The sequence below is a fragment of the Nonomuraea sp. NPDC050540 genome (assembly GCF_044457485.1).
Taxonomy (GTDB): Bacteria; Actinomycetota; Actinomycetes; order Streptosporangiales; family Streptosporangiaceae; genus Nonomuraea.
Genome location: NZ_JBITHA010000012.1, coordinates 62,087 through 88,134 on the forward strand (window position 1 = coordinate 62,087; position 26,048 = coordinate 88,134).

Sequence of the window (26,048 nt, forward strand, 5' to 3'; positions counted from 1 at the left end):
CCGCGCTGTACGCCAGCCCGTTCCTCGTCCTGGCCGTCGTCATGCTGCTCGCGGTGAACCTGCTGCTCAGCAGCGCGCTCGGGGTGAGCGTCTCCGTCTCGGGCCGGGCACCTCAGGCCCCCGGGGCACAGGGCGAAGTCGACCAGGAAGTGGTGTTCCAAGGCGACCTGCAGCTGCAGTATGAGGTGCTGAGGTACCAATGGGTCGCCACCGCGGTCATTATCGCTGCCCTGACGGTGGTCTCCGTGATCCTGGGCTGGTGGCTGGCCGGACGCGTCCTGCGCCCGATTCACAGCGTCACCTCCACGGCCCGCCGGCTGTCCCTGTCCAACCTCCATGAGCGGATCGCGATGCAGGGCCCCGACGATGAACTCAAGGAACTCGCCGACACCTTCGATGACATGCTCGACCGGCTCGAGCGCTCGACCGATGCTCAGCGCCGGTTCGCCGCCAACGCCTCCCATGAGCTCAAGACACCCTTGGCGCTGGACCGGGCGCTACTGCAGGTGGCGTTCGGCGAACTTCCCGAGGAACTGTTGGAGGCCCGGGATGAACTCCTCGCCTCCAACAGCCGCCAGCATCGGCTCATCGACGGACTCCTGATGCTGGCCGCGGCAGAACACACGCTGACCAACGCAGAACCCGTCGATCTGGCCGACCTGGCCCGGCGTGTCCTCTGCGAGTACCCCGGCGCGACGGTGGACCTGTCACCGGCCCTCACCTCCGGCGATCCCGTCCTGGTGGAGCGGTTGATCGCGAATCTCGTGGAGAACGCCGAGAAGTACAACGACCAGCGTAGGTTCATCGCCGTCCGGACCGGAACGGGCGATGGAGGCGCGGTCGTCACCGTGGAGAACACCGGGCAGGAGATCGCCCACGAGGTGGTGCCATCGCTGTTCGAGCCGTTCCGGCGCCTCACCGGCGACCGTACCGAGTCGGTGTCCGGCGCGGGCCTCGGCCTGTCGATCGTGGCCGCCATCACACGCGTCCACGGAGGCACGATCGATGCCGTCCCCCGCACCGGCGGCGGCCTCGCCGTTACGGTACGACTCCCGGACAGGGGGTCAGCGTGAAAGCGCAGCTAAGGCTCTCAACGGGCGCGGCCGCGGGTAAAGCACCGCAGCGACTCCACCCATGTGATCAGTTGCCGCGCGGGGGCCTGAATCAGCTCGAGTTGGCCGGAACCGAGACTTTTGTTCCGTTGCTCGTCGCGCCCCGGAGGGATTCAGGGGTTGAGGAGGAAGCTGGTGACGGTGGTCGGGCGCAGTGGCCGCCAGCCCTCGATGAGCTTGGCGAGTTCGGCTTCGATGTCGACGGTGATGAACCCGAAGAAGTTGATGTTCTCGCGGTGGCCGGGCGAGATGAATGACAGCAGCTCGTCCCGGATCTCCCTGCCCTGGGATCGCAGCTCGGAGATCGCGACGCCGTAGTACTCGGTCGTCCAGGTGATCACGGCGTTGGTGAGCAGGGTCAGGCACCACGCCTGCTCGCTCTGGTCGGTGAAGTGCGGGCGGACGATCGTGCCCTACTGTGCGGGGTCGCGGCGCAGGGCGTGCGGGGTTCGCCGCATCCGCGCCCACTCCTTGAGCGCCGCCGCCAGGGTGTTCTGCCGGGAGGCCGCCGACCACTTCCCGACGATCAAAGAGGCGGTCGCCTCGCCGAACTTCAGCGACCCGCCCATCCGCAGCAGGTCGGGATAGCACTTGATGATCAGGTCTTCGTTCCACCGGTCGGCCAGGAGCGGCCCGGCGTGCCGGTAGAGGGCGTTGGTGGGGCCGGGGGTGTCGACCCGCCACATCGTGATCTTGCCGAGGTCGCGGATCTGCGGAGTGAGGGCCTTGCCGACCAGGTCGAACAGCCCGAAGTTCACCAGGGTCGCGCCGTGGGTGTCGGTGGCGTGCTCGGTGATCGGCAGATCGGTCTGGTTCCCCAGGATCTCATCCAGGGTGAGGTGGCCCTCGCGAGTGGTGGGGACGATCTGCTGGGTGCCGTAGGTCGACCACTGGTCGGACACGTGGGTGTAGGTCGACAGGACCTGGCCAGCATGACGATCAACGAGGTTGAGAGGCGCTGTTATCGCAGGTCAGCAGCTGGTTCGTTGGATTTTCGGCGAGACTGGTGTGACCCCGTGATCGGCGGGGATCTGCGCGGGGGTGCTCAGGACAGTTACTTGCGGGAATTCTCCATTCCCGCAAGTTAGCCTGACGCTGCTCGACACAACGGATCTTATTTTCTGGTTTTGATTTTCTAGAAAATAGAAAATGCTAGAGTGCTTCTGTGAGCGGGGAAACGGGCGTGGTGACGCCTTGTAAGCACTGTGGGACGCCGATTGAGCAGCGGGCGGGGCGGGGGCGGCCCAAGGCGTACTGTCCCGAGGGGGATTGCCAGGCGGCGGCCAAGCGGGAGCGGGAGTTGCGGCGGGCCACGCCGGGGCTTGAGGGGGCGTTGGCCAGGGCTGAGCAGTTGTATGAGCGGATGGAGACCGGGCTGGCGGCGGCTGTTGAGCCGTTGGCTCGGGCGTTGTCCCAGGAGCTCAGCCCTGCTGGGGTCGAGGCCAAGTTGAGTGCGGTTCAGGCTGAGGCGCACACGCGGGTGGCGATCGCGCGTACGGAGCGGGAACAGGCCTTTGAGCAGGTACGGCTGGCTCGCGAAGCCGTCGAGGAGGCGCAGCGGGAGACCGAGCGTATGCGGGGGCGGGTCGGCGAGGCCGAAGCGGAGCGGGATGCCGCGCTCGGTGATGCCGAGCAGGCCAGGGAGCAGGCGCTGGCGGCGTTGCGGGAGGCGGCCTCCACGGAACGGCAGGCCAACCAGCGGGCCGATGAGGCTGTACGGCAGGCCAAGGAGCTGGCGGACGGGGCGGCTCGGCGGGCAGAGGAAGTGGCCGAGGAAGCTGCTCGGCGGGTGGAGGCTGCTGAGCTGGCTCGGGAGGAGCTGGCTGGGCGGGTTGAGGCGGCTCTTGGGCAGGTTTCGGTGGCGGAGGCGCGGGCCGTACACGCTGAGCAGGAAGCTGAGCGGGAACGGAGGAGTGCGGAGACGGCGGCGGTCGCGCGGCAGGAGGCTGAGCGGGGGCGGGAGGAAGCGGAGCGGGACGTCGCGGCGGCCGGGGCGCGGGCCGAGGCGGCGGTGCAGGAGCGGGAGCGGGCGGTCGCGCGGGCCGATGCCGCGGAGGACGGGCGGCGGACTGCTGCCGCGGAGCTCTCCAAGGCGGAGGCCGCCCGGGATGAGGCGCGGGTACGGCTGGCCGAGGCACAGGACGCCCGGGATGCGGCGCGGGCGGAGTTGAGCGAGGTCGAGGCTCGGGTGGCCGCCAGCGGTGGGCCTGAGCTGGACAAAGCGCGGGCCGAACTGGACGAAGCGCGGGCTGAGAAGGAGAGGCTCAGGGGAGAGTCGCTGGTGGATCGGGCTCGGCTGGAGGATCTGCGGGCCGAGTTGGAGACGGTCAGGGCGGAGGCGGCGCAGTTGCGGGAGCGGGCCGTCGTGGCGGAGCTAAAGGGCGGTGGGACTGAACGGTGACGAGCGCGGCCTGTCGGCGTCCTCCTCCCGAAGGCGGCCCCGGCCCCTCATCGTCGTCGCCTCATCGGAGCTGCGCCGGGAGATCCACGAGGGGTTTGCAGGTGGTGGAGAACTGGAATTCGGCAAAACACCGATCTGGTTTACGGCAGCGCCGCTACCCTGCCCGGCGGCGTGGATCGGAGCTTTGGAATGATCGGCGATCGTCCAGAGCTGTGGCCTGGTGAAGGTCAGTTGGCGTGAGTGGGCCCGATGGCCCGCATGACGAGCGTGATGAGCCTGGTCAGGTAGGCGTCATCGGGCAGCGGGTAGTGCAGCGCCTGCCTTCGGTAGATGGGTGAGTGGAGGATGTCCAGCGCCACTTCGAGATCGGCGTCGGGGGCGAGTTCGCCGTTCTTTCGCGCCTTGGTCATGCGTTCCTCGAGCTGGGTGACTCGGTGGTTGATCAGCCGTTCGCGTAGCTGGTGGGCGAGGTGCGCATCCAGCTGGCTTTCGGCGAGCACGCCGGTGAAGGCCGGGCCGAGGCGCGGGTCGTGGAAGACGCCGAGGATGCCGCTGAGCCAGGCGTGCAGGTCGGCGGTCAGGTCGCCGGTGTCGGGGAACGTCTCCGGGATGGGCGCGGCCTCATCGACCGCTTCCAGGACGATCGCGCTTTTGGCCGGCCACCAGCGGTAGATGGTGGCCTTGCTGACGCCGGCGCGGGTGGCGATGGCGTCGACGGTCACCGCGGCGTATCCCCGCTCTACGCACAACTCCAGGGCCGCGGCCAGGGTCGCTTTGCGGCTTGCGTCCCGGCGGCGGTCTGGGTTCGGGGGTCTCGTCACGCCCACACTCTAAACGAAACGATTCGTTTTGACACTTCTCGGCATCCGATGCCATCCTGCAAAACGAAACGATTCGTTTAGAAGTCTGCCGTGTGGAGTGATATCGATGGACGCAACCCGGTACCAAGCAGCCGAGCGACTGCTCCGGCACAACCGAGCGACCCTGGTACGCGGCGACAAGATCAACCCGCGGTGGGACGGCGCCCGCTTCTGGTACACCGTGGACGCCCGCGATGGCAGGCGCTTCATTCTCGCCGATCCCGCCGCCGGATCCCGCGAGCCCGCCTTCGACCATGACCGCCTGGCGGTCGCGCTGGCGGCCGCCACCGGGCAGGAGGTGAACCCGGGCGCGCTGCCGTTCTCCGCCATCGTACTGAGCCAGGACGCGGTCGAATTCTTCGCCTTCGGCTCCTTCTGGAGCTGCCGCCTGGACACCTACACCTGTACGCCGGCGGCCCCGGCCACCCTCCACGGCCCCGGTTTCCTCGAAGTGCCCTCGCCGGACGGCAAGCTGGTGGCGTTCCTGCGCGGTCACGACCTGTGGGCGCGGTCGGTGGCCGACGGCCGGGAGTGGCCCCTGACGACCGACGGCCGGGAGGATGAGGAGTACGGCGCCACGCCGTTCGCCCCCTCGGTGCTGCCGAACAAGCTGGGGTTGCGCGGCCACCTGCCGCCCGCCCTCGCCTGGTCGCCCGACTCGACGCGCGTGCTGACGCACCGCACCGACCAGCGCGCGGTCCGCCGTACCCAGATCATGGAGGAGCTGCCGGCCGACGGCGGCTTCCCGCGGCCGATCACCCAGCGCTTCGCCTACCCCGGTGACGCCCACATGTCGCAGGGGGAGTTCGTGGTGATCGACGCGGCGACCCGCCACGTCGTCAAGGCCCGCACCGCCCCGGAACCCATGCCGCTGCAGTCGCCGATCGCCTCCGGCTGGGCCTGGTGGGCCGAAGACGGCTCGGCCGTGTACTACCTGAGCCAGCCCCGCGACCTGCGTTCCCTGCACCTGAACCGGCTCGACCCGGCGACCGGGGACGTACGCAGGGTGCTGAGCGAGAGCGGCTCGACCCGCGTCGAGCCGAACCAGACGGGGGCGGAGCCGATCATCGCTGTCCTGTCCGGCGGATCACAGGTGCTGTGGTACTCCCAGCGCGACGGCTGGGGCCACCTTTACCTGTACGACGCGCACACCGGCACACCCATCCGGCAGGTCACCTCGGGCGCCTGGGCGGTGCAGCGCATCCTGCGCGTCGACGAACCGGCAGGCGTGCTCTACTTCACCGCCGCCGGCCTGGTCGCCGAGGACCCCTACCGCCATTCCGTGTGCCGGATCAATCTCGACGGCACCGGCTTCGCCCGCATCACCGACGACGACCTGCACCATGTCGTCACCCTCGCCCCTGGCAAGGACTGCTTCATCGACTCCGCCTCCACGGTCGAACTGCCCGCGGTGACCACCGTGCGCGGATGGGACGGCCGGGTGCTGGTCGAACTGGAGCGGGCCGACATCACCCCGCTGCTCGCGACCGGCTGGACCCCTCCGCAACGCTTCCGGGCCACCGCCGCCGACGGCGTCACCGACGTCTACGGGGTCATCTACCGGCCCCACGACTTCGACCCCGGCCGCCGATACCCGGTCATCGACCACGTCTACCCCGGCCCGCAGACCACCCGCGTCTCGCCCGCCTTCCACCCGGGGATCCTCGGCCAGGAAGCCGAGGTCCTGGCCGCGCTCGGCTTCGTCGTGGTCGCCATCGACGGGCGGGGAACTCCCGGCCGGGACAAGGCCTTCCATGACGCCTCCTACGGCAACCAGGCGGCCGCGGGCGGCATCGACGACCACGTCGCCGCCCTGCGGCAACTGGCCGCCACCCGCCCCTGGATGGACCTCGACCGCGTGGGCGTCACCGGCCACTCCGGCGGCGGATTCGCCACCGTCCGCGCCATGATCGCCTTCCCCGACGTCTACAAGGTCGGCGTCGCCGAGTCTGGCAACCACGACACCCGCCTGTTCCACCTGCAGTTCGCCGAAGCCTACGACGGCCCGGACCCGGCCGCCTGGGCCCGTTCATCGAACGTGGAGCTGGCCGACCGGCTCGACGGCAAGCTCCTGCTCATCCACGGCGGCGTGGACGACATCGTCCACGCCCACCATTCGCTACGGCTCGCCGAACGCCTCATCGCCGCCGACAAGGACGTCGAACTCCTCATCGTCCCCGGCGCCGAGCACTTCTTCATCGGCTACGAACATCACGTCAACCGGCGTAAGTGGGACTTCCTCCTGCGCAACCTCATGGGAGTCGAACCGCCGCGGCACCGCCTCACACCGGTCGCACCCAGCATGGACCTCATCGTCAGCCTGTTCAGCTGACTGCGTACCGGGCAACCTCTGCACCATCCTCGCCGGCAGCGCCTTCTGCGCACCGAGACGGGACAGCCGAACCGCGCCAACGCCGGGGTCCGTTCGAAATCCCTCCCACGCGCACTGGTCCAGGACCGCTTGATCACCGAGGACAGTTACCGAAGGCCTGTCGAGAGGCCTTGTCCGCCGGCATGGCGGCGCCGTGCATCAGGCCGTCCACGATAAGGGTCAGGCCGGCCTCGAACGCCGACTCGTGGTCGATCACTGGCATGTCCGCCGGTGGATCCGAGTCGGTGTCCGCCTGCTCCTCCAGGACGCTGCCGACCGTGAAACGGCCGGCGGCCAGCATCGCCATCTGGGCGTCCCGCTCAGGCACCCCGGAGGCGATCAGGAAGTCCATCTTGTGGCGGATCCGGTCGAGGTCGCCGGCGGGGGTGCTGCCCGCGTGGAGGCGTGCGCCGTCCCGGCGCATCAGCAGGGTACGCCGGAAGCTTCGCGTGTTGTCCAGGAACCAGTCGCGCCAGTCGTCGTCGGGTGCCGGCAGCGGCGCGGCCGCATGCGGTGCCATCGCCGCTTCCGCCATGGCGGCGAGGAGGTCCTTCTTGGTGCGGAAGTACCAGTAGAGGGAGGGCTGTTCGACGCCGAGCCGCTTCGCCAGCCGCCGCGTGCTGACCGTGTCCAGCCCGACCTCGTCGAGCAGGTCGAGTGCTTCGGAGACGACGATCTCGCGGTTCACCTTGGTCACGTTGACAAATCTATCACTGATAGGTGACTCTGCAGGGGAATCATTCACTGATAGATTTTGGGGTGACGGGCATGGCGAACGGATCGGGAGCGCACCCCCTGAGGGTCCTGGTCGCCGGCGGCGGGATAGCGGGTCAGGCGCTGGCTTTCTGGCTCACGCGGGGCGGCCACCGGGTGACCGTCGCCGAACGCTTTCCGGCGCTGCGGGCCAACGGGGCGCAGGTCGACCTTCGGGGGCGGGGCATCGAGGCCATCGAGCGGATGGGGCTGCTTGACGCCGTCCGCGGCAAGCTGGTGGACGAGAGGGGTGTCGCCTTCGTCGACGCGCGCGGCAGGGCCAAGGCGACGATCATGGCCAACACCTCCGGCCAGGGCCGGCAGACCCTCACCTCCGAGTACGAGATCATGCGCGGTGACCTGGTACGCATCCTGCACGACGCGTCGAAGGACGACACCGAGTACGTCTTCGGCGTGAGCGTGGACGGCTTCGAGCAGGACGAACAAAAGGTCATCGCGCACTTCTCCGACGGGTCCTCCGGCGAGTTCGACCTCCTGGTCGGCGCGGACGGGCAGGGATCGCGCATCCGGCAGGCGATCCTGCCCGCGGGCTCCGACCCGTACTGGCGGCTCGGCATGCACATGGCCTACTGGTTCATCCCGCGCACGGCGTCCGACGGCGACATCCGCGACACCTACATGGTCCCGGGTGGCCGTCAGATCATGCGCCGCAGCCACAACCCGGCCGAGACCCAGGTGTACTTCGTGATGAGGGAGGAGTCCGAGGAGGCCTCGGCGGTCCACCGGGAACCCGTCGAGCGCCAGCGGGAGTTCTGGGCGAGCAGGTTCCGCGACGCCGGCTGGCAGACCGAGCGCTTCGTCGACGGCATGCGGACGAGCCCCTTCTTCTACTCCCAGGAGATCGTCCAGGTCCGTACCGACACGTGGTCCGAGGGCCGCGTGGTCCTGGCCGGCGACGCCGCCCACTGCGCCTCCCCTTACAGCGGCATGGGCGTATCCGGCGGCCTGGTGGGCGCCTACGTCCTGGCCGGCGAGATCAACCGGCATCCGGGCGACCTGCCGGCCGCACTGGCGAACTACGACAACGTGCTGCGGCCCTTCGCCGACGCGATTCAGGGCGAGGTGAACCCGCGTCTCCTGCGCCTGGGCATGCCGATGACGCAGCGTGCGATCGACGCCTTCCAGGCCGCCACCGCACTGGCCTGCTTCCTGCGCGTTCCCGATCTCGTCGCGCGCTTGTCGAAGGAGGACCGCGGCGGCGGCTGGCAGCTCCCCGAGAACCCGGTGCCGATCAGCGCTCGGGTCAGAGGGCGGTGAGTGCGGTGCGCTGGGCCGGGGTGAGGCGGTCCGGGCGGGTGGTGACGGAGTAGGCGCCGGTGGCGGCGTGCAGCACGGTCAGCGGGTCGGCGATGGCCGGGCGTCGGACGAGGGCGTTCAGGCCGTCGGCGACGCGTTCGCGGGGGAGTGCCAGCGCGGTGGCGAGCTCGTCGACCGTGAGCGGCCGGGCGGCGTGGACCAGGGCGGCGAGTACCGTCAGCGCGTTGTGCACGGCCGGTTCCGTCAGGACGGTGCTGGACATCTCCTCGCTGATCCAGGTGAAGAACCTGCCCATACGGGCCAGCCGGACTCCGGCCGCCGTGTCGGCGCCCAGGATCTCGATGCCGTCGCGCGTCGCCTCCGCGACCTTGTCGTGGGCGCGCGTGTCAGCCGTCCAGGCACGTAGCCAGGAGTCCTCGTGGACGATGTAGCGTTCGCGGCGGCCGCCGGGGTCGGGTTCGCGGCCGACCAGTCCCAGGGGGTGGAGGTAGGCGATCGCCTTGGAGACCGACGCGGGACTGACCCGCAGGCGCGCCGCCAGCTCGGCGGCGGTCAGGCTGCCCGACTCCGTGGTGAGCAGACAGACGAAGACCCGGGACGGCATGCGGGGCAGGCCGGTCCCGGACATCAGCGCGGCGAGCCGTTCCGCGAAGTCGTGGGTCACGGTCGGTGACACCGTCCGGTACGGCCGGCGCCGCCCCGCCCGCCGCCCGGTGGCCTGCTGGGCGTGGTCGGCCAGGTAGCCGCCGGGCCCGCCGTTGCGCGCGACCTCGCGGCTGACGGTCGAGGTCGGCCGGCCGAGCCGTCGGGCGATCTCGGCGTATCCGAGGCCTTCGGCGACGCAGGCGGCGATCTGCCGGCGTTCGTCGTGGGTCAGCCTGCCTCCGGGCATCGGTGCGCCTCCTGGGTGCGTTCGTCGACAAGCCATTGCAACACTCGTTGCGTTTCCCGTCAATACCATTGCAATTATCAGGGTAAAAGCTGCACTTTCCGTTGACGTAATGTGAAACGCAACGTAGCCTTTCCGCGATTCGAAAGGGGTGCGACAAGCATGCACATCATGGCGATTTCCACGATCAACGACGAGCGGGGATTCTGGGACACGCTCAAGCGGGCGCACGGCCGGCTGCCCTCGGGCGCGCGGTGGCTGGTGGCGGTGGCGAGCACCGACGGGACCAAGGCGGTCAACGTCATCGTCCACGACTCGATCGACAGCGTGAAGGCCGTCCTCGACGGCCCCCACGCCACGACGGAGTACTTCGAGGCCGACGGCGCCAACGCGGTCGGGCTGCCCGGATGACCCCGGAGCGGCTGCTGGAGATCCTCGGCGAGTTCCAGACCCCGAGCGCCGCGGTCGGCATTCTGCACAACGGTGAGATCACCGAGTTCGCCGCCGGGGTCAGGCATGTCGTGACACGGGAGCCCGCGACGCCCGGCACCATCTACCAGTGCGGCTCCCTGACGAAGACCTGGACCGCGCTGGCCTTCATGCAGCTCGTCGACGAGGGCAAGGCCGCCCTGGACGAGCCGGTGCGGAGCTATCTGCCCGAGTTCGCGGTCGCCGATCCGGAGGTCAGCGCCGCGGTCACGCCGCGTCATCTGCTGAACCACACCAACGGCATCGAGGAGTCCTTCGGCGATCCCGGTGAAGGCGACGATGTCTATGAGCGCATGATCCGCAACATCGCCGGGGCGCCGCAGGTGCACCCGCTGGCGTACACCCATGGATACAGCGCGGCCCTCGGCTACGCGGTGCTCGCGCGCATCATGGAAGTCGCCGACGGGCGGCGGTGGGACGACATCATGAAATATCGGCTCTTTGAGCCGATGGGGTTGAGCAGTACGAGCAGCCGGCGTGAGCACGTGGACCGGACACGGGCGGCCACGGGGCACGTCGTCCGCTCACCGGAGGAAGGGCCGATCGTCTCGCCGGTGGACTACCTGCCGCGCTCCTTCGGCCCCGGAGGCAACCTCAGCTCGACGGTCGGGGAGGTGCTCGCGCTGGCCCACGTCCTGCTCAACGGCGGCACGGCGGCCGACGGCACGAGGATCGTCTCGGCCGCGAGCCTCCAGGAGATGATGCGGTCACGCGTGCCGGTGCCTGATCCGTACCTGTTCGGACCGGAATGGGGACTCGGGCTCATCGTGTGCGACTGGCACGGCGAGACCGTCTACGCCCACGACGGCAGCACCATCGGCCAGAACGCCCGGCTGCGCGTCCTGCCGGACTCGAACCTCGCCATCACGATGCTGACCAACGGCGGGCCGCGCGACGGCCTGTACCGGAAGGTGTTCAACGAGATCCTGGCCGAACTCGGCGCGGTCACGATCCCCGCCCTCCCGGCGCCCGTTCCGGATCTCAAGCTTGATCTTTCGCGGTACGACGGCGTCTACGAGCGACCGGACGTCCGCTACGAGGTGAAGGCGGAGGGCGAGAAGTTGTTCATGACCCTCTTCCTCAACCCGATGGAGGCCGCCTTCCTCGGCAAACCGGACCGCCTGACCCACGAACTGCTGCCGGTGAGCGAGACGCACTTCCTGATGCCCACCGAGGAGGACACCCAGACCGTCGCGATCTACGACTTCAAGGACGGTGCGGCCCAGTACCTTCACACCAACTGCCGCGTGACGCCGAGACGCCAGGCATAAGGTTCGGGAACGTACACCTCGCCAAGAGCGGCTGTTTCACCTTCCGGCCGGCCAGGTTGTGAGCAGCGCGTGGAGGGTGTCGAGGATGCGGGCCCAGGAGGCGCCGGAGTCGCGGGCGCCGTGGCCGAAGCCGCCCGCCCGCTCCAGGCTGACGTAGCCGTGGAAGGTGCTGTGCAGCAGGCGTACCGCGTCGGTCTCGTCGGGTTCGGGCAGCGCGTAGCCGCGCAGGATCGCGCGGGTCATCGCCGAGTGCCGCCGGGCGGCGTCGGCGGCGGGGCCCTCGGGGTCGATCTCGATCTGGGCGGCGGCGTAGCGGCCTGGGTGTTCCGTGGCGTAGTCGCGGTAGGCGTTGGCGAAGGCGGCCAGCGCGTCCCTGCCCGAGCGGCCGGCCAGCGCGGCGGCGGCCTGGTCGGCCATCTCGGCCAGGGCCAGGGCGGCCATCCGTACGCGTAGGTCCCGGGCGTTCTTGATGTGGGAGTACAGGCTCGCGTCCTTGACGCCGAACCTGCGCGCGAGCGCCGAGACGGTCACGTTCTCGAAGCCGATCTCGTCGGCCAGTTCCGCGCCCGCCCTGGTCAGGCGGTCGGCGCTCAGTCCTACGCGTGCCATGTGACCATCTTCCTAGAGGGATTAATCATTTGCATAGTACCTCTAGGAAAAGCTAGCTTCGCCGGTATGAGACCACTGACCGAGCGTGATATCCGTGCGTCCTTCGTCAACTGCACCAAGGGGGAGGCCAAGCGGCTGGCCGTACCCAGGGACCTGGCCGAGCGGCCGTGGGACGACCTCGACTTCCTCGGCTGGCAGGACCCCGCCGCGCCCGAGCGGGCCTACCTTGTCGCCGACGACGGCGTGGCGTTCATGGGGGTCGCGCTGCGCCGCGCCGCGCCGAACGCCCGCCATGTACGGCGCAGCCTGTGCTCCATCTGCCTGACCAGCCACATGGGGGACGGCGTGTCCCTGCTGACCGCGCGCAGAGCCGGGAAGGGCGGCCAGCAGGGCAACTCCGTGGGCGCCTACATGTGTACCGACCTGGCCTGCTCCCTGTACCTGCGCGGCAAGAAGGACGCCGGGCCCGGCTCGCGGCTGCACGAGTCGCTGACGCTGGACCAGCTGGCCGAGCGGACCGTGGCCAACGTCAACGCCTTCCTGGAGAAGGTGACGGAGCAGCTCGTCCTGCCGTGACCCGCAGCCGCTCGACGAGGTCGTGCAGCTGGTCGCGTTCCCCGGCGCTCAGCGGAGCGAGAAAGGCCTCCTGCGCCTCGGCGAGCACCCGCGCCGCCTCCTCGAACGCGCGCTCGCCCGCACCGGTGAGCGTCACCACGTGCTTGCGCCGGTCCGCCGTGCTGCGCGAGCGCCGCGCGTACCCGCGCTGCTCCAGGTCGTCCAGCACGGCCACCATCGTGGTCCGGTCCAGGCCGGTGGCCTGACACAACTCCTGCTGCGAGTGACTGGCGCCGCGCATCTCCTCGATCACCCGCACGTGCCGGCCGCGCAGGCCCAGCGGCGCCAGCACGCCGTCGAACCGCGCCCCGGCCTGGGCTCCGAGCTTGACGAGCAGGTAGCCCGTCTGGGTGTCGAGGCGTGGCTCCATGAACCCCAATCTAGGGCCTTCACGGGGACAGATCGATTCCTTATGCTGATAATCAGCCCTACTGATAATCAGAGCGAGGGAGCATGTTGGACAGGATCATCCTGGTGGCTCTCGGTGTGATCACCGCCACGCCGGTCGCCGCCCTGTTCGTGCCCGCGTCCCTGACCACCGCGTACGGCATGGCGGTGCCGTCCGACCCGATGACCCTGGCCTTGCTGCAACACCGCGGCATGTTGCAGGCGGCGCTCGGCGCCGCGCTGGTCTGGGCCGCCTTCCAGCCCTTGGCCCGGATCCCGGCCGCCGCCGCGGCCATCGTGACCAAGGCGACCTTCCTGGCCGTGCTCGGGCCGGGCCGGTTCGGGGACGCGCCCGGCGCGCTCTTCGACGTGGCGGCCATCGTGCTCCTGGTGGTGGTGGTCGCCCGCCGTAAATTCGACATCAGATAGTTTGAGGTCGTACTATCAGGCGCATGCGTACTTTGATCCGTGGTACCCGCGTCTTCACCGGCGAGCGCATCCTCCCCAAAGCCGATGTCCTGATCGTCGGCGACCGGATCGCCGAGCCCGACGGGCTGCGCGCCGACGTGGAGATCGACGGCTCGGGCAAGACCCTTCTGCCCGGCCTGATCGACGCCCACGTGCACGTCTCCGACGGCATGCTCGCCCAAGCCCTCACGTTCGGCGTGACCACCGAGCTCGACATGTTCTGCCTGCCCGGCAACCTCGCCCGCCAACGCCGGCTGGCGGCCGACCGCGACGACGTGGCCGACCTGCGCAGTTCCGGCGTGCTGGCCACCGCGCCCGGCGGGCACCCGAGTCAGATCATGGCCGCCGAAGGCGGCGCGCTCGACTGGCTCGGCGACGCGGTGGGCCCCTTCGACACGATCGCCGACGCCGGGCAGGCCAAGGCGTTCGTGGCGGCGCGGGTGGCCGAGGGCGCCGACTACCTGAAGATCGTGATCGACAACGGTGAGAGCGCCGGGCTCGACCTGCCGGCGATCGGCCCGGACGTGGTCGAGGCCCTGGTCGAGGCGGGACACGCGGCGGGGCTGCGGACGATCGCGCACGTCGCCACCGCCCGCGACACCGCCATCGCGCTGGACGCCGGCATCGACGGCCTGGCCCACGTCTTCCACGACAGCGCGCCCGGCGACCCGGTGACGGAAGAACTGGCCGCCCGTGCCGCCGGGCAGGGCGTCTTCGTGGTCAGCACGCTGGCGTACATCGAGTCGATCACCCAGGACCCGCGCGGCGCCGAGCTCGTGCGCGACGAGCGCATCGCCGCCCGCCTGCCCGAGCGGGCCAGGGCCGCGCTCGACCGTGACCACTCGGTCGTCCCCGTCCATCCGCAGGGCGTCGTCAACGCCCTGAGCACGGCCGCCGTCCTGCACCGCGCGGGCGTCGCCCTGCTGGCCGGCACCGACGCGAACTTCTTCGCCCCGCTGCACGGCGCGAGCATGCACCGCGAACTGCTGCTGCTGGTCGAGGCCGGGCTCACCCCCCAGCAGGCGCTGGCCGCCGCCACCCGCCTGCCCGCGCTCCACTTCGGGCTCACGGACCGCGGAAGCGTCCTGCCCGGCCTGCGCGCCGACCTCGTCCTGGTCGACGGCGACCCGACCCGCGGCATCACCGCCACCCGCGCCATCGCCGAGGTCTGGCGCCGCGGCGTGCGCCAGCCGCGCTGACCCACGGCAGGAAAGACCGGACACCCAAGATTCCGGACCTGCGCACGTCCATTCCTGGGGTACGGCCCCGCCCGCTCCGATAGTCGAACCATGACTCAGACGAAGAGATGGCTGCGATTCGGACTGCACTACCTCGAGATGGCCGTCGCGATGCTCGCCGGCATGCTGCTGCTCGGCCTGCTGTGGGACGCGGTCCTGCCCGGAAGCCGCAGAACCGACGTCGACGTCCTCATCATGGCCGCCGACATGACCCTCGGCATGGCGCTGTGGATGCGCGTACGCCACCACGCCTGGCCCGCCATCGCCGAGATGAGCGTGGCCATGATCGCCCCGTTCCTCCTGCTGCTCGTCCCGTACTGGTTAGGGGTGATGTCCGGCCATCTGGTGATGACGATCGGGCACGTGCTCATGTTCGTCGCCATGGCGGCGGTCATGCTGTGGCGGCGCGAGCAGTACCTGAACCATCGGCATCGGCTGGATCCGCGGTGGTTCGGGCGCGCGGGGGTCGTGCTGGTGGCGCTGCTGGTCCCCGCGTCGGTCTCGGAGGTGAACACCGCGGGGAAGTTCGCGGGTCTGTACGCCGCCCGCGCCGACGCGGTCACGGTACGGCCGGCGGGCAACCAGGCCAGGCACGACCCGGCCAAACCCACCGTGGCCCTGCTGGCCGGCGACGGCGGCACCAACGCCGGCGACCTGCTCGGGCCGTACGAGGTGCTGGCCGGCTCCGGCCGCGTCAACACCTACGTCGTCTCGCCCGGAGCCCGGCTGGTACCGCTGACCGGCGGCCTCGACCTGGTGCCCGACCTGACCTTCGGCGAACTGGACCGGCTGCTGGCCGGGCGGAGCGACACCCTCGACGCGGTCGTCGTCCCGGCCCTGAACCACCCGGCCGAGCTCGGCGCGATCACCGCATGGCTGCGCAGGCAGGCGGCGGCCGGGGCGCTGGCCGTCAGCGTGTGCGCGGGGGCCCGCACGCTGGCGGCCAGCGGACTGCTGGACGGCCGGCCCGCGACCTCGCACTGGTGGCGGCTGCCCGAGTTGCGCGCGGACTTCGGCAAGGTCGGCTGGGTCGGCGGCCGCCGCTATGTGGACGACGGCGAGGTCATCTCCACGGCCGGCGTCCTGTCGGGGATCGACGGCGGACTGCGCGTCCTGGAACGCCTGGTCGGCATGGACGCCGCCCGCGAGGCCGCTCGCCGGGTCCACTGGCGCCACTACACGCCCGGCGCGTCCGGGTCCGTGCCGGTCTCCAGCTGGGAACCGGCGGACGTGGCCGTCGTCGCCCTGAACTCCTCCTACCAGGTCGGTCCTTCCGCCATCGGCGTCCGGCTCGTCGAGGGGACGGGGGAGCTGGAGCTGGCCTCGGCGTTCGCGACGTACACCGAACACTCCATGGTCGGGCGGACGGTCGCGGTCGGCGAGGGGCCGATCAGGTCGCGGCACGGCCTGACGTTCGTCCCGCGCGCCCGCGACGCCAGCGGGCTGGACCGTCTGCTGGTGCCGGGCACGGCTGCCGTCCGCGGCCGGGAGGCGGGTGCGGAGTATCTGCACACCGGAGCCGAGTTCGCCTTCGACCCGGTTCTGCGGGACATCGCCCGCACCTATGACGTGCCGACCGCCCGGTGGGCGGCCAAGACGCTGGAGTACCCCGTGATGGACGTGGACCTGCGTGGCAGCGGCTGGTTGTGGCCGGCGACGATCGTCGCGCTGGTGCTCCTGCTTCTGGGCGCCGCCGCGGCCGTCATCGGCCGCCGGGCGGTGCGCTGGGCGGTGCGCTGGGCGCTCGGCCGCCGGAGGAGCCGGTAGCGCCAAGGCGTGGGCAATTCCGCACAAGCGGCCTAATGTGGTGGGTTGACTCTTCTTCTGACTGCCCGTCAGAGACCTGCCATAGGGGTGACGCATGCGGATCGCGATCGTGGGAGGTGGCCTGGCTGGTCTGACCACCGCGTGGCTGCTGGACGACGAGCACGAGGTGGTCGTGCTCGAAGCCGACCGGCACGCCGGCGGGCACGCCCACAGCGTGCGGGCGGAAGGCGTCACCGTCGACCTCGGCGCGCAGTACCTCTCACCGACCGGCTTTCCCGCGCACGGCCGGTTGCTGCGGCTGCTGGGACTGTCCGGCGCCGACCTCGCCCCCGCGCCGCTGACGCTCACGGTGACCGGGCCGGACCGGGCGGCGCCGATGCTGGTCACCCCGCACCTGCCCGACGAGCGGCGCGGCGATCGCGCACCGGTGACGGGACGGCCGTGGAAGGCGCTGGAGACGTTTCTGGCCGCCGCGGCGAAATTCCAGGCGACCGATCCGAGCTGGGAGATCCCGCTGGCCGAGCTGGTCGAGCCGCTGCCGCTCGCGCGCGAGACCAAGGACTGGCTGCTCTACCCGCTGCTGGCCCACCACGTCCGGTGCGCCAACGAGCAGGCGCCCGAGGTGTCGGCGCGGGCGGCGATCGAGTTCTGCCTGAGCGTGTCGGCCTCCTCCGGGGAGCACGCGCCGCTGTGGTCCGCCCTGGTCCCCGGCACCCAGGACGTGGCCAGGCGGCTGGCCGGCGCGCTGCCCCCTGGAGCGGTCCGCACCGGCTCGCCCGTCGGCGCGCTGCGCCGGGACCACGGGCGGTTCGAGGTCGTGGACGCCGCGGGCCGCGCGGTCGTGGCCGACTGCGTGGTGCTGGCCGTGCCCGCGCCCGCTGCGCTGTCGCTGCTGTCCCCGCTGGCGGGCACACATCGGCTACGGCTGGCGCTGGGCGCGTTCACGTACACGCCGGCCGAGGTCGCCGTCCACCTGGACCCCGCCTACCAGCCCGCCGACCGGCGGCACTGGTCGGCGGTGAACCTGCAGGTGCACGACGGCTGGGCCGAGGCGGCCCACTGGTACGGCCCGGCCCTCGGGGTGGACGTGTTCAAGAGCTGGATCACCTACCGCGACCGCCCGCCCGCCGAGGTCGTCGCCCAGCGTTCCTTCCGCCAGCTCGTCGTCACCCCGGCGGCCGTACGGGCCCGCGCCACGCTGGCCGCCCGCCAGGGACACGGCGGGATCTACCTGGCGGGCAGTCATCTGACCGGCAGCGACAGCCAGGAGAGCGCGGTCAGGTCGGCGCTCGCCGTCGCCGACCTGCTGACACCGGGTGCCGCCCGGCTGCGCGAGCTGACCGACGGGATCGTTTCCCCGGTCTGACGCGCCATGTGCGCAGGCCGGATCTCGCCGCTCGGTGACGGTTAGCCGGCGCTCACGTACTTGCGCAGGTGCTGGGCGGTCAGGGAGGAGCCCTGGCCGATCAGGTCGGCCGGGGTGCCGGAGAAGACGATCTGGCCGCCGTCGTGGCCGGCGCCGGGACCCAGGTCGATGATCCAGTCGGCGTGGGCCATCACGGCCTGGTGGTGCTCGATGACGATGACCGTGTTGCCGTCGTCGACCAGCCGGTCCAGCAGGGCCAGGAGCTGGTCCACGTCGGCCAGGTGCAGGCCGGTGGTGGGCTCGTCCAGGATGTAGGTGGAGCCGTTCCTGGCCATGTGGATGGCGAGCTTGAGCCGCTGGCGTTCGCCGCCGGACAGGGTGGTCAGGGGCTGGCCGAGGCCGAGATAGCCGAGGCCGACCGCGTTCAGGCGGTCGAGGATCGTCCTGGCCTGGCCGGTGGTGAAGAAGTCGCGGGCCTCTTCCGCGGACATGGCCAGGACCTCGCTGATGTTCCTGCCGCGCAGCCGGTACGACAGCACCTCGGCCGTGAACCGCTTGCCGTCGCACTCGTCGCAGACCGAGCCGACGTCGGCCATCATCATCAGGTCGGTGTAGATCATGCCGATGCCCTTGCAGGCCGGGCAGGCGCCCTCCGAGTTGGCGCTGAACAGGCCGGGCTTGACGCCGTTGGCCTTGGCGAAGGCGGCGCGGATGGGGTCCAGGACGCCGGTGTAGGTCGCCGGGTTGCTGCGCCTGGAGCCGCGGATCGGCGACTGGTCGGCGACGACCACGCCGTCACCGCCGGAGACGTAGCCGTGGATGAGCGAGCTCTTTCCCGATCCGGCCACGCCGGTGACGACCGTCAGCACGCCCAGGGGGATGTCGACGTCGACGTTCCTGAGGTTGTGGAGGGTGGCGCCGGTGACGGGCAGGTGGCCGGTCGGGGCGCGGAACGTCTCGCGCAGCCGTACCCGATGGTCGAGGTAGCGGCCGGTCAGGGTGCCTGAGGCGCGCAGCCCGTCGAGGTCACCGGCGTAGCAGAGCTCGCCGCCCGCGGAACCGGCGCCGGGGCCGAGGTCCACGACATGGTCGGCGATCTCGATGGTCTCCGGCTTGTGCTCGACGACCAGGACGGTGTTGCCCTTGTTGCGCAGCTGGAGCAGGAGGTCGTTCATGCGCTGGATGTCGTGCGGGTGCAGGCCGGCGGTGGGCTCGTCGAAGACGTAGGTGACGTCGGTCAGGGGAGAGCTGAGGTGCCTGACCATCTTGACGCGCTGCGACTCGCCGCCTGAGAGCGTCCCGGATTCGCGGTCGAGGCTGAGGTAGCCGAGGCCGATCTCGACCAGCGAGTCGAGTGTCGTGCCGAGGGTGTCGATCATCGGTCCGACGCCGGAGCCCTTGAGGCCGCGGACGAACTCGGCCAGGTCGTTGATCTGCATGGAGGAGCAGTCGGCGATATTGCGGCCGTCGATGAGGCAGGACAGGGCGGCCTGGTTGAGGCGGGAGCCGCCGCAGTCCGCGCAGGTGCCGAGCTTGATGGCGCGGTCGGCGAAGGCGCGCGCCGCCGACTGCATGGAGTCGCGTTCCTTGCCGAGGTACTGCTTCCTGATCTTGGGAACCAGGCCCTCGTAGGTGAGGTTGCTCGTGCCGACCTTGACCTTGGTGACCGGCGCGTACAGGAGCAGCTGCCACTCCTCGGGAGTGAAGTCCGCGAGCTTGCGGTCAGGGGAGAAGAAGCCGGAGTTGACGATGATCTGCCAGTACCAGGTGTCGACGGCGTAGCCGGGGGCGGTGATCGCGCCCTCGTTGAGCGTCCTGTCCTTGTCGACCAGCTCGTCGACGTCGATGTCGGTGACCTTGCCCAGGCCCTCGCACGCCGGGCACATGCCCTCGGCCCGGTTGAAGCTGAAGTGCGGGGCGGGTCCGACGAAGGGCTCGCCCAGCCGGCTGAACAGAATCCGGAGCATCGTGTACGCGTCCGTCGCCGTGCCGACCGTCGAACGGGCGTTGGCCCCCATCCGTTCCTGGTCGACGATGATGGCGGCGCTCAGGTTGTGCAGCGACTCCACCTCGGGCCGCGACAGCGGCGGCATGAAACCTTGGATGAACGCGGTGTAGGTCTCGTTGATCAGCCGGCGCGACTCGGCCGCGATCGTGTCGAAGACGAGCGAGGACTTCCCCGACCCGGACACGCCGGTGAAGACGGTGAGCCGGCGCTTGGGCAGGTCGAGGGAGACCCCTTTCAGATTGTTCTCTCGGGCTCCACGGACCTGGATGAGGTCGTGGTTGTCTGCGGCGTCGTAGTCCGAAGGCTGCATGTCTTGAATTATTCCATTGACCTCGCCATGAAAGGTTTCCCGGAAAGCACCCAGGTGAATGCGCGGAAACCCTCAACCTGGCGTCAAAGTCGAGCCCCGCCGAGCAGGTGTGTGATGGTCAGCAGGTAGTCGGCTTTCACCCGCTGCTTGTCCGCCTCCGGCGTCTCGGCGAGCGCGATCCCCGCCGCGCCCAGGATGTGGAAGGTGATGCGCGTCATCGGCTCCGCCGGCATGGCCGGAATCTCCCCGGCCGCCACGAGCGTGGCGATCAGTGTCTCGATCAGCCCGTAGGCGTACTCCGCCTCGAACTCCTTCCACCGGTGCCAGCCCAGTGCCTGCGGCGCCTCCTGCCAGGCGACCCGCCCGTAGACCGGGTCGCAGCAGCACTCCAGGAACTGCTCGGTCGCCGCCATCGCCGCCTGCCACGGGCCGCCGGCGCCCGCGGTCGCCTCGACCACCTGACGGAGCATCTCCTTCTCCAGCAGGTCGAGCACCGCCTCGAAGAGCGCCGACTTGTTGGCGAAGTGGTGGTAGACCGCGCCGCGACTGGCGCCGATGTCGGCCGCGACGTCTTCCAGCGCGGTGGCGGCGAAGCCCTGGTCGGCGAATCGACGGGTTGCCGCTTCGAGCAGCGCGGCCTTGGTCGCCTGGGAGTACTGCTCCCGGCGGCTCTTGACAGGAGGCATACGCGGAGTATACGACATACGCAGTGTATGTTTCCGACGCTAAGTAGGTCACCGATGTCGTGGGAATCGTCGCGCCGGCGCCATCAGGTCGTGCACGCCGTACTCGCCGACATCACCGCGACCGGACGCACCTGCGTCTCCGGCGAGCTGGCCGCGCGGGTGGCGGCGGAGTTCGGGGACTTCGACGGGCTCCTGCGCGAGGTGCAACTGCGCTGGTACCGGGCCTTCGACGCCCGGCTCGACGCCCTGCTGGAGGACTGGCCGCCTGACATCGACGCGGCGCTGACCGCCCTGTGGCGCGACCTGTCCGCCGCCATGCCGGGGGCGAGGTTCCTGCTCGACGCCCACGCGGGCCGTCCCGCCCTCACCGACCTGGACGCGCACCACCGCCGCACGCTGCACGCCGCCACGGGAGTCCACGCGGTACGGCTACCGCGACCTCCGCCCCGACGCCGCCGATGCCGGTGGCTCGTCGCCCGCCCATCCACCGCCTGAGGAGTTCTCCGATGACGGAACTGCTGTTCGACCCGTTCGAGCCCGGCTTCACCGACGACCCGTACCCCGCCTACCGCAGGCTGCGCGAGTCCGAGCCGGTGCACGAGAGCCCGTTCGGATTCTGGGTCCTGAGCGGGTACGAGGACATCGCCGGGCTCCTGCGCGCCGGCCTGTCCGTGGACGACCGGAAGCTCGACCCCGGCCCGGTCCGCGACCAGCGCGACCAGCTCGCCCACGCGGGTGACAACGTGCTCGGAATGTCCATGCTCGACCGCGACCCGCCCGACCACACCCGGCTGCGCTCACTCGTCGGCAAGGTGTTCACCCCGCGCAAGGTCGCGGCGCTGGAGCCTGAGATCACCGAACTGGTCGACTCCATGCTCGACGAGATCGAGACGGCCGGCCGGGTCGACCTCATGGCCACCCTGGCCTTCCCGCTGCCGTTCGCGGTGATCTCCAAGCTGCTCGGCATGCCCGCCGCCGACCACACCCGCATCCGCGATCTGAGCGGCCTGCTGGTCCGCACCCTGGAACCCGTCGCCGACCAGGAGCTGCTGGCGACCGTGTCCAAGGCCGGCGGCGAGATGACGCGGGTCATCCGCGAGGCGCTCGCCTGGAAGCGCGCCCACCCGGCCGAGGACCTGCTCACCGCCCTCATCGCCGCCGAGCAGGACGGCGACACGCTCAGCGACGACGAGCTGATCGCCCAGGTCTCCCTGCTCTACGTCGCCGGGCACGAGACCACCATGAACCTCATCGCCAACGGCGTCACCGCCCTGCTGCGCAACCCCGCCCAGCTCGCCCTGCTGCGCGAACGCCCCGAGCTGGCCGCCAACGCGATCGAGGAGTTCCTCCGCTTCGACAGTCCCGTCCAGCAGACCCGGCGCATCACGCTGGAGCCGTACACGGTGGGCGGCAGGACGATCCCGCCGCGCAGCTTCGTGCTGGCCTGCCTCGCCTCGGCCAACCGCGACCCCCGTTACTGGGGGCAGGACGCCGAGGAACTACGCATCGAACGCGAGCAGGCGCGCAACCACATCTCCTTCGGCGCCGGCGTCCACTACTGCCTCGGTCCCGCCCTGGCCAGGCTGGAGGGAAGGGTCGCGATCGAACGCCTGGTCACCCGCTTCCCCGCCCTCGCCTTCGCCGGCGAGGTGGAGATGAACGGCCGCATGAACCTGCGCGGCCCGGAACGCCTGCCGATCTCCGTCTGACCCGCGTACGCCGCTTGCGCCCACGAGCACGGTCGGGCCCGGAAGAGCCTATTGATGGGAGCGCCTTTGGTCGCGTGCGATCGCCTCCGGAACACGCGGACACGCGGACTGTGAAGGCAGAGGACGGATACCCGCCGTACCCACCGGAATGGCGGGTACGGCGGAAGCCTTCAGCGCAGCGTGCCGAAGAACTCCGTGATCTCGCGGGCCACCTGTTCGGGCTCCTCATGGGCCATGAAGTGGCCGCCCTTGCCCGGTGTGCTCCAGTGGCGCAGGTCGGAGCACAGGCGCTCGGGCAGTGAGCGGGGCAGGCCTGTGTACGCGGGCTCGTTGCTGAGCGTGATCGCGGCCGGTACGGAGATCGGCGGGACGGGCCGGTTGTTCGGGTAGTCGTAGTACTGGCGGAAGGAGGAGCCGATGGTGCCGGTGGCCCAGTAGAGGGTGGCGACGGTGCACAGGGTGTCCTTGTCCCAGCGCTTCTCGAGGTCGCCGTCGCAGTCGCTCCAGTCGCGGTACTTGTCGATGATCCAGGCGGCCAGCCCGGCGGGGGAGTCGGCCAGCGCGGCGGCGATCGTGTCGGGGCGGGTCCACATGATCTCGCTGTAGCCCTGGTCGCGCTCGTCGTAGGCGGCCAGGTGGTCGAGGTAGGCCTGCTCCTCCGGCGTCGGGGGCCGCTCGCTGAAGTCGGCTGTGCTGACGGCGGAAGTCACGTGCACCCCGGCCACCGACTCGGGGAACAACGCGCCGAGCCACTGGGTGACGCCGCCGCCGATGTCACCGCCGAACGCGCCGAAGCGCTCGTACCCCAGCACGCCGGTCATCAGCTCGTGCCAGGTCTCGGCGACGCCGCGCCGGGTGTAGGCCTGCTGCGGCAGTTCGGAGAACAGGAATCCGGGCAGCGACGGGACCACCACGTCGAACCGGCCGGTCAGCAGCGGCGCGACCCGCAGCATCTCCACGAAACTGCTGGGCCAGCCGTGGGTCAGCACCAGCGGCAGGGCGCCCTCCGGCCGCTCGGAGCGCAGGTGGACGAAGTGCACCTTGCGCCCGCCCACGTCGGCGAGGAACTGCGGGAAGGCGTTGAGCCTCGCCTCGGCCGCCCGCCAGTCGAACTCCCCGGCCCAGTAGGCAACGAGTTCGCGCAGGTAGCCGGGATCGACGCCGGCCGCCCAGTAGGCCGAGTCCGAGGGCTGGGTGTAAAGGGTGCGGCTCAGGCGTTCCCGCAGGTCAAGCAGGACATCGTCGCCGAGCGAAATATCGAATGCCTCGATTGTCATGGCCCTTTATACTGGACGCATGTCTACTCCCTACACGTCTTAGCTGCCGCACACGTTTCCCGCCACCCGTGTGTCCTTAAGTCGTTTCGGAGTGTCATCCCATGCTTACCTTCCGTGGGGTCGACGTGCGCGTCGGCGCCCGTCTTCTTCTTTCCGGCATCACCGCCCACATCGCCCCCGGCGACCGCGTCGGCCTGGTCGGCCGCAACGGCGCGGGCAAGACCACCCTCCTGCGTACGCTGGCCGGGCAGCTGCCTCCGGCGGCCGGCACGATCACCGCGTCCGGGCCGATCGGCTACCTCCCGCAGGACCCGGCCGCCGCCGATCCCGCCGTCTCGGTCACCGACCGCATCCTGTCGGCACGCGGCATGGACGCCGCCGTACGCGAGCTGCGCGCCGCCGAACAGGCCCTGGCCGCCGGTGCCGAACGGGCGATGGCCCGCTACGTCCGCGCGGACGACGAGTTCCAGGCCCGCGGCGGCTACCCTGCCGAAGCCGAGGCGGCCCGCGTGGCCGCCGGGCTCGGCCTGCCGGAGCGAGCCATGACGCAGCCGCTCGGCACCCTGTCGGGCGGGCAGCGCCGCCGGGTCGAACTGGCCCGCGTCCTGTTCGCCGACCAGGGCACGCTGCTGCTCGACGAGCCCACCAACCACCTCGACGCCGACTCCGTCACCTGGCTGCGCGGCTTCCTGACCGGCTACTCCGGCGGTCTCGTCATGATCAGCCACGACACGGAGCTGGTCGCCGACGTGGTCAACCGGGTGTGGCACGTCGAGGCCGAGCACGCCACCCTGGAGATCCACAACACCGGCTGGCACACCTATCTCACCGACCGCGCCGCCGGAGAGCGCCGCGACGCGCGGCACCGGGCGGTGGCGGAACGCAAGGCCGCCGCCCTGCACGCGCAGGCGGACAAGATGCGGGCGCGTTCCTCCACGGCGACGCGGGCGCGCGACATGGCCCGCAGGGCCGACCGCATGCTGGCGGAGGTACGGCCGGCCCGCCGTACCGGCAAAGTGGCGAAGATCCGCCTGCCCGAGCCCGCTCCGAGCGGGCGGACCCCGCTCGGCGCGGTCAGCCTCACCAAGTCCTACGGCGCGCTCGACGTCCTGAACGGCGTCGACCTCGCCGTGGACCGGGGCAGCCGCCTGGTCGTGCTCGGTTTCAACGGCGCGGGCAAGACCACGCTGCTGCGGCTGCTGGCCGGGCACGAGCATCCCGACTCCGGCCGGGTCGTGCACGGGCACGGGCTGCGGCTGGGCTACTTCGCCCAGGAGCACGACACGCTCGACCCCGGGCGTACCGTGCGGCAGAACCTCGCCGCGCACGCGCCCCAGCTGAGCGACGGCGAGGCGCGTTCGGTGCTGGGCGCCTTCCTGTTCGGCGGCGACGACGTGGACAAGCCGGCCGGGGTGCTGTCCGGCGGGGAGAAGACCAGGCTGGCCCTGGCCGGGCTGGTCAGCTCGCGGGCCAACGTGCTACTGCTCGACGAGCCGACCAACAACCTCGATTCGGCCTCGCGCGCGGAGGTGCTCGCGGCGGTCGGCGGGTACGAGGGCGCGGTGGTCATGGTCACCCACGACGAGGAGGCGGTCGAGGCGCTGCGTCCCGACCGGGTGCTCGTGCTGCCCGACGGCGTCGAGGACCTCTGGAGCCCCGGCTACGGCGAGCTGGTCACTCTGGCATGACCCCGACGGCGTCGGCGTAATAGGTGGATCCGGCCAGGTGGAGGGCGACCCGCCGGATGCTCCAGCCGTCGCCGGGGCTGCTGTCGAGGCGTTCCTCGGTCAGTGAGCCGAGCCGGACGGTCCAGATCTGGGCCAGCCGGTTGAGCCTGCTGGCCGCCTCGTCCAGGTCGTCCCTGGTGAAGGGCGCCATGTCGTGCTCGGTGGTGACGACGGAGGCGTGCCAGTGGTCGGGGATCGTGGGCAGGCCCGCCAGGCGCGCCTCCACCTCCGCCAGGTGGTCGATCATGTGGTCGGCCACCCGGCGGATCGCCTTGTGCGGGGTGTAGACGCGGTCGTCGACCGGGCGCAGTTCGCCGTCCCATCGGGTCCAGGTGCCGGCCAGGCGCAGGACGTGCCCGACCATGTCGGCGACGGCGACCGCCGGATCCTCATCGTTGGTGGTCATGACCGGACCGTATGGCCCGAACACTTAACGCGGGATGGAAGGATCGATGTC

At 70.5% G+C, this 26,048-nt stretch carries 23 protein-coding genes and 1 pseudogene; 14 read left to right on the plus strand and 10 right to left on the minus strand.

The window, feature by feature from the left end:
* Nucleotides 1-53: 53 nt before the first annotated feature.
* Nucleotides 54-1,073, plus strand: coding sequence for a sensor histidine kinase (locus ACIBI5_RS34435; RefSeq protein WP_397252890.1), 1,020 nt, complete (start codon nt 54-56; stop codon nt 1,071-1,073).
* 152 nt (nt 1,074-1,225) lie between these two features.
* On the opposite strand, the pseudogene ACIBI5_RS34440 reads toward ACIBI5_RS34435, so the two are convergent.
* Nucleotides 1,226-2,077 (minus strand): annotated as a pseudogene (locus tag ACIBI5_RS34440) (Tn3 family transposase).
* Between the two features lie 200 nt (nt 2,078-2,277).
* Here ACIBI5_RS34440 and ACIBI5_RS34445 point away from each other — a divergent pair.
* Entirely contained in the window at nt 2,278-3,513 is a 1,236-nt protein-coding gene (locus tag ACIBI5_RS34445; protein WP_397252891.1) for a hypothetical protein, read from the plus strand.
* Nucleotides 3,514-3,740: 227 nt separating this feature from the next.
* On the opposite strand, the gene ACIBI5_RS34450 is transcribed toward ACIBI5_RS34445, so the two are convergent.
* Nucleotides 3,741-4,334: a TetR/AcrR family transcriptional regulator gene (locus ACIBI5_RS34450; RefSeq protein WP_397252892.1), complete on the minus strand. Its 594-nt coding sequence runs from the start codon at nt 4,332-4,334 to the stop codon at nt 3,741-3,743.
* A 106-nt stretch (nt 4,335-4,440) separates the two neighbouring features.
* On the opposite strand from ACIBI5_RS34450, the gene ACIBI5_RS34455 reads away from it, so the two are divergent.
* Complete coding sequence (locus ACIBI5_RS34455; RefSeq protein ID WP_397252893.1) at nt 4,441-6,705, plus strand: DPP IV N-terminal domain-containing protein; 2,265 nt, start codon at nt 4,441-4,443, stop codon at nt 6,703-6,705.
* Nucleotides 6,706-6,838: 133 nt separating this feature from the next.
* On the opposite strand, the gene ACIBI5_RS34460 is transcribed toward ACIBI5_RS34455, so the two are convergent.
* Nucleotides 6,839-7,441, minus strand: a complete 603-nt coding sequence (locus ACIBI5_RS34460) for a TetR/AcrR family transcriptional regulator C-terminal domain-containing protein (RefSeq protein ID WP_397252894.1) — start codon at nt 7,439-7,441, stop codon at nt 6,839-6,841.
* 71 nt (nt 7,442-7,512) lie between these two features.
* On the opposite strand from ACIBI5_RS34460, the gene ACIBI5_RS34465 reads away from it, so the two are divergent.
* Complete coding sequence (locus ACIBI5_RS34465) at nt 7,513-8,775, plus strand: FAD-dependent monooxygenase (RefSeq protein WP_397252895.1); 1,263 nt, start codon at nt 7,513-7,515, stop codon at nt 8,773-8,775.
* Here the strand turns inward: ACIBI5_RS34465 and ACIBI5_RS34470 are convergent.
* On the minus strand, nt 8,762-9,667 hold the full coding sequence (locus ACIBI5_RS34470) for a MarR family transcriptional regulator (protein WP_397252896.1): 906 nt from the start codon (nt 9,665-9,667) through the stop codon (nt 8,762-8,764). The two genes, ACIBI5_RS34465 and ACIBI5_RS34470, sit on opposite strands and share 14 nt — an antisense overlap.
* Nucleotides 9,668-9,835: 168 nt before the next feature.
* On the opposite strand from ACIBI5_RS34470, the gene ACIBI5_RS34475 reads away from it, so the two are divergent.
* A complete protein-coding gene (locus tag ACIBI5_RS34475; protein ID WP_397252897.1) occupies nt 9,836-10,075 on the plus strand; it encodes a hypothetical protein in 240 nt (79 codons plus the stop codon).
* Complete coding sequence (locus tag ACIBI5_RS34480) at nt 10,072-11,424, plus strand: serine hydrolase domain-containing protein (RefSeq protein ID WP_397252898.1); 1,353 nt, start codon at nt 10,072-10,074, stop codon at nt 11,422-11,424. Before ACIBI5_RS34475 ends, ACIBI5_RS34480 begins: the two co-directional genes overlap by 4 nt.
* A 36-nt stretch (nt 11,425-11,460) precedes the next feature.
* On the opposite strand, the gene ACIBI5_RS34485 is transcribed toward ACIBI5_RS34480, so the two are convergent.
* Nucleotides 11,461-12,033 (minus strand): TetR/AcrR family transcriptional regulator, encoded by a 573-nt coding sequence (locus tag ACIBI5_RS34485; protein ID WP_397252899.1) that lies wholly within the window; start codon nt 12,031-12,033, stop codon nt 11,461-11,463.
* Between the two features lie 66 nt (nt 12,034-12,099).
* Between ACIBI5_RS34485 and ACIBI5_RS34490 the strand changes: the two genes are divergently transcribed.
* The gene (locus ACIBI5_RS34490; RefSeq protein WP_397252900.1) at nt 12,100-12,609 is read left to right on the plus strand and encodes an FBP domain-containing protein; all 510 of its coding nucleotides are present in this window, start codon (nt 12,100-12,102) and stop codon (nt 12,607-12,609) included.
* Here ACIBI5_RS34490 and ACIBI5_RS34495 read toward each other — a convergent pair.
* Nucleotides 12,563-13,018, minus strand: coding sequence for a MarR family winged helix-turn-helix transcriptional regulator (locus tag ACIBI5_RS34495; RefSeq protein ID WP_397252901.1), 456 nt, complete (start codon nt 13,016-13,018; stop codon nt 12,563-12,565). The genes ACIBI5_RS34490 and ACIBI5_RS34495 overlap by 47 nt on opposite strands.
* Before the next feature lie 83 nt (nt 13,019-13,101).
* Between ACIBI5_RS34495 and ACIBI5_RS34500 the strand changes: the two genes are divergently transcribed.
* From ACIBI5_RS34500 to ACIBI5_RS34515, 4 genes are all read left to right on the plus strand, one after another.
* Nucleotides 13,102-13,464 carry a hypothetical protein gene (locus ACIBI5_RS34500; protein ID WP_397252902.1) on the plus strand — a complete coding sequence of 121 codons (363 nt, stop codon included), beginning with the start codon at nt 13,102-13,104 and terminating at the stop codon, nt 13,462-13,464.
* Between the two features lie 23 nt (nt 13,465-13,487).
* On the plus strand, nt 13,488-14,702 hold the full coding sequence (locus tag ACIBI5_RS34505) for an amidohydrolase family protein (RefSeq protein ID WP_397252903.1): 1,215 nt from the start codon (nt 13,488-13,490) through the stop codon (nt 14,700-14,702).
* 90 nt (nt 14,703-14,792) lie between these two features.
* Nucleotides 14,793-16,508 (plus strand): DJ-1/PfpI family protein, encoded by a 1,716-nt coding sequence (locus tag ACIBI5_RS34510; protein WP_397252904.1) that lies wholly within the window; start codon nt 14,793-14,795, stop codon nt 16,506-16,508.
* A gap of 94 nt (nt 16,509-16,602) precedes the next feature.
* Entirely contained in the window at nt 16,603-17,874 is a 1,272-nt protein-coding gene (locus ACIBI5_RS34515) for an FAD-dependent oxidoreductase (RefSeq protein ID WP_397252905.1), read from the plus strand.
* A 41-nt stretch (nt 17,875-17,915) separates the two neighbouring features.
* On the opposite strand, the gene ACIBI5_RS34520 is transcribed toward ACIBI5_RS34515, so the two are convergent.
* Entirely contained in the window at nt 17,916-20,192 is a 2,277-nt protein-coding gene (locus ACIBI5_RS34520) for an ATP-binding cassette domain-containing protein (protein ID WP_397252906.1), read from the minus strand.
* Between the two features lie 83 nt (nt 20,193-20,275).
* Entirely contained in the window at nt 20,276-20,878 is a 603-nt protein-coding gene (locus tag ACIBI5_RS34525; protein WP_397252907.1) for a TetR/AcrR family transcriptional regulator, read from the minus strand.
* Nucleotides 20,879-20,932: 54 nt separating this feature from the next.
* Between ACIBI5_RS34525 and ACIBI5_RS34530 the strand changes: the two genes are divergently transcribed.
* Together ACIBI5_RS34530 and ACIBI5_RS34535 are read left to right on the plus strand one after the other, a co-directional pair.
* Entirely contained in the window at nt 20,933-21,373 is a 441-nt protein-coding gene (locus tag ACIBI5_RS34530; protein WP_397252908.1) for a hypothetical protein, read from the plus strand.
* Between the two features lie 11 nt (nt 21,374-21,384).
* Nucleotides 21,385-22,587, plus strand: a complete 1,203-nt coding sequence (locus tag ACIBI5_RS34535; RefSeq protein ID WP_397252909.1) for a cytochrome P450 — start codon at nt 21,385-21,387, stop codon at nt 22,585-22,587.
* 170 nt (nt 22,588-22,757) lie between these two features.
* Here ACIBI5_RS34535 and ACIBI5_RS34540 read toward each other — a convergent pair whose 3' ends face one another.
* Complete coding sequence (locus tag ACIBI5_RS34540; RefSeq protein WP_397252910.1) at nt 22,758-23,864, minus strand: epoxide hydrolase family protein; 1,107 nt, start codon at nt 23,862-23,864, stop codon at nt 22,758-22,760.
* Between the two features lie 101 nt (nt 23,865-23,965).
* On the opposite strand from ACIBI5_RS34540, the gene ACIBI5_RS34545 reads away from it, so the two are divergent.
* Complete coding sequence (locus ACIBI5_RS34545; RefSeq protein ID WP_397252911.1) at nt 23,966-25,552, plus strand: ABC-F family ATP-binding cassette domain-containing protein; 1,587 nt, start codon at nt 23,966-23,968, stop codon at nt 25,550-25,552.
* Here ACIBI5_RS34545 and ACIBI5_RS34550 read toward each other — a convergent pair.
* The gene (locus tag ACIBI5_RS34550) at nt 25,539-25,997 is read right to left on the minus strand and encodes a hypothetical protein (protein ID WP_397252912.1); all 459 of its coding nucleotides are present in this window, start codon (nt 25,995-25,997) and stop codon (nt 25,539-25,541) included. The two genes, ACIBI5_RS34545 and ACIBI5_RS34550, sit on opposite strands and share 14 nt — an antisense overlap.
* Between the last annotated feature and the right edge of the window lie 51 nt (nt 25,998-26,048).

Coding starts and splice junctions, on each gene's coding strand:
- ACIBI5_RS34485 (WP_397252899.1), bottom strand. CDS start 12,033: ATGGCACGCGTAGGACTGAGCGCCGACCGCCTGACCAGGGCGGGCGCG.
- ACIBI5_RS34515 (WP_397252905.1), top strand. CDS start 16,603: ATGCGGATCGCGATCGTGGGAGGTGGCCTGGCTGGTCTGACCACCGCG.
- ACIBI5_RS34495 (WP_397252901.1), bottom strand. CDS start 13,018: ATGGAGCCACGCCTCGACACCCAGACGGGCTACCTGCTCGTCAAGCTC.
- ACIBI5_RS34455 (WP_397252893.1), top strand. CDS start 4,441: ATGGACGCAACCCGGTACCAAGCAGCCGAGCGACTGCTCCGGCACAAC.
- ACIBI5_RS34480 (WP_397252898.1), top strand. CDS start 10,072: ATGACCCCGGAGCGGCTGCTGGAGATCCTCGGCGAGTTCCAGACCCCG.
- ACIBI5_RS34545 (WP_397252911.1), top strand. CDS start 23,966: ATGCTTACCTTCCGTGGGGTCGACGTGCGCGTCGGCGCCCGTCTTCTT.
- ACIBI5_RS34500 (WP_397252902.1), top strand. CDS start 13,102: ATGTTGGACAGGATCATCCTGGTGGCTCTCGGTGTGATCACCGCCACG.
- ACIBI5_RS34490 (WP_397252900.1), top strand. CDS start 12,100: ATGAGACCACTGACCGAGCGTGATATCCGTGCGTCCTTCGTCAACTGC.
- ACIBI5_RS34550 (WP_397252912.1), bottom strand. CDS start 25,997: ATGACCACCAACGATGAGGATCCGGCGGTCGCCGTCGCCGACATGGTC.
- ACIBI5_RS34535 (WP_397252909.1), top strand. CDS start 21,385: ATGACGGAACTGCTGTTCGACCCGTTCGAGCCCGGCTTCACCGACGAC.
- ACIBI5_RS34465 (WP_397252895.1), top strand. CDS start 7,513: ATGGCGAACGGATCGGGAGCGCACCCCCTGAGGGTCCTGGTCGCCGGC.
- ACIBI5_RS34475 (WP_397252897.1), top strand. CDS start 9,836: ATGGCGATTTCCACGATCAACGACGAGCGGGGATTCTGGGACACGCTC.
- ACIBI5_RS34510 (WP_397252904.1), top strand. CDS start 14,793: ATGACTCAGACGAAGAGATGGCTGCGATTCGGACTGCACTACCTCGAG.
- ACIBI5_RS34540 (WP_397252910.1), bottom strand. CDS start 23,864: ATGACAATCGAGGCATTCGATATTTCGCTCGGCGACGATGTCCTGCTT.
- ACIBI5_RS34525 (WP_397252907.1), bottom strand. CDS start 20,878: ATGCCTCCTGTCAAGAGCCGCCGGGAGCAGTACTCCCAGGCGACCAAG.
- ACIBI5_RS34470 (WP_397252896.1), bottom strand. CDS start 9,667: ATGCCCGGAGGCAGGCTGACCCACGACGAACGCCGGCAGATCGCCGCC.
- ACIBI5_RS34530 (WP_397252908.1), top strand. CDS start 20,933: ATGTCGTGGGAATCGTCGCGCCGGCGCCATCAGGTCGTGCACGCCGTA.
- ACIBI5_RS34520 (WP_397252906.1), bottom strand. CDS start 20,192: ATGCAGCCTTCGGACTACGACGCCGCAGACAACCACGACCTCATCCAG.
- ACIBI5_RS34505 (WP_397252903.1), top strand. CDS start 13,488: ATGCGTACTTTGATCCGTGGTACCCGCGTCTTCACCGGCGAGCGCATC.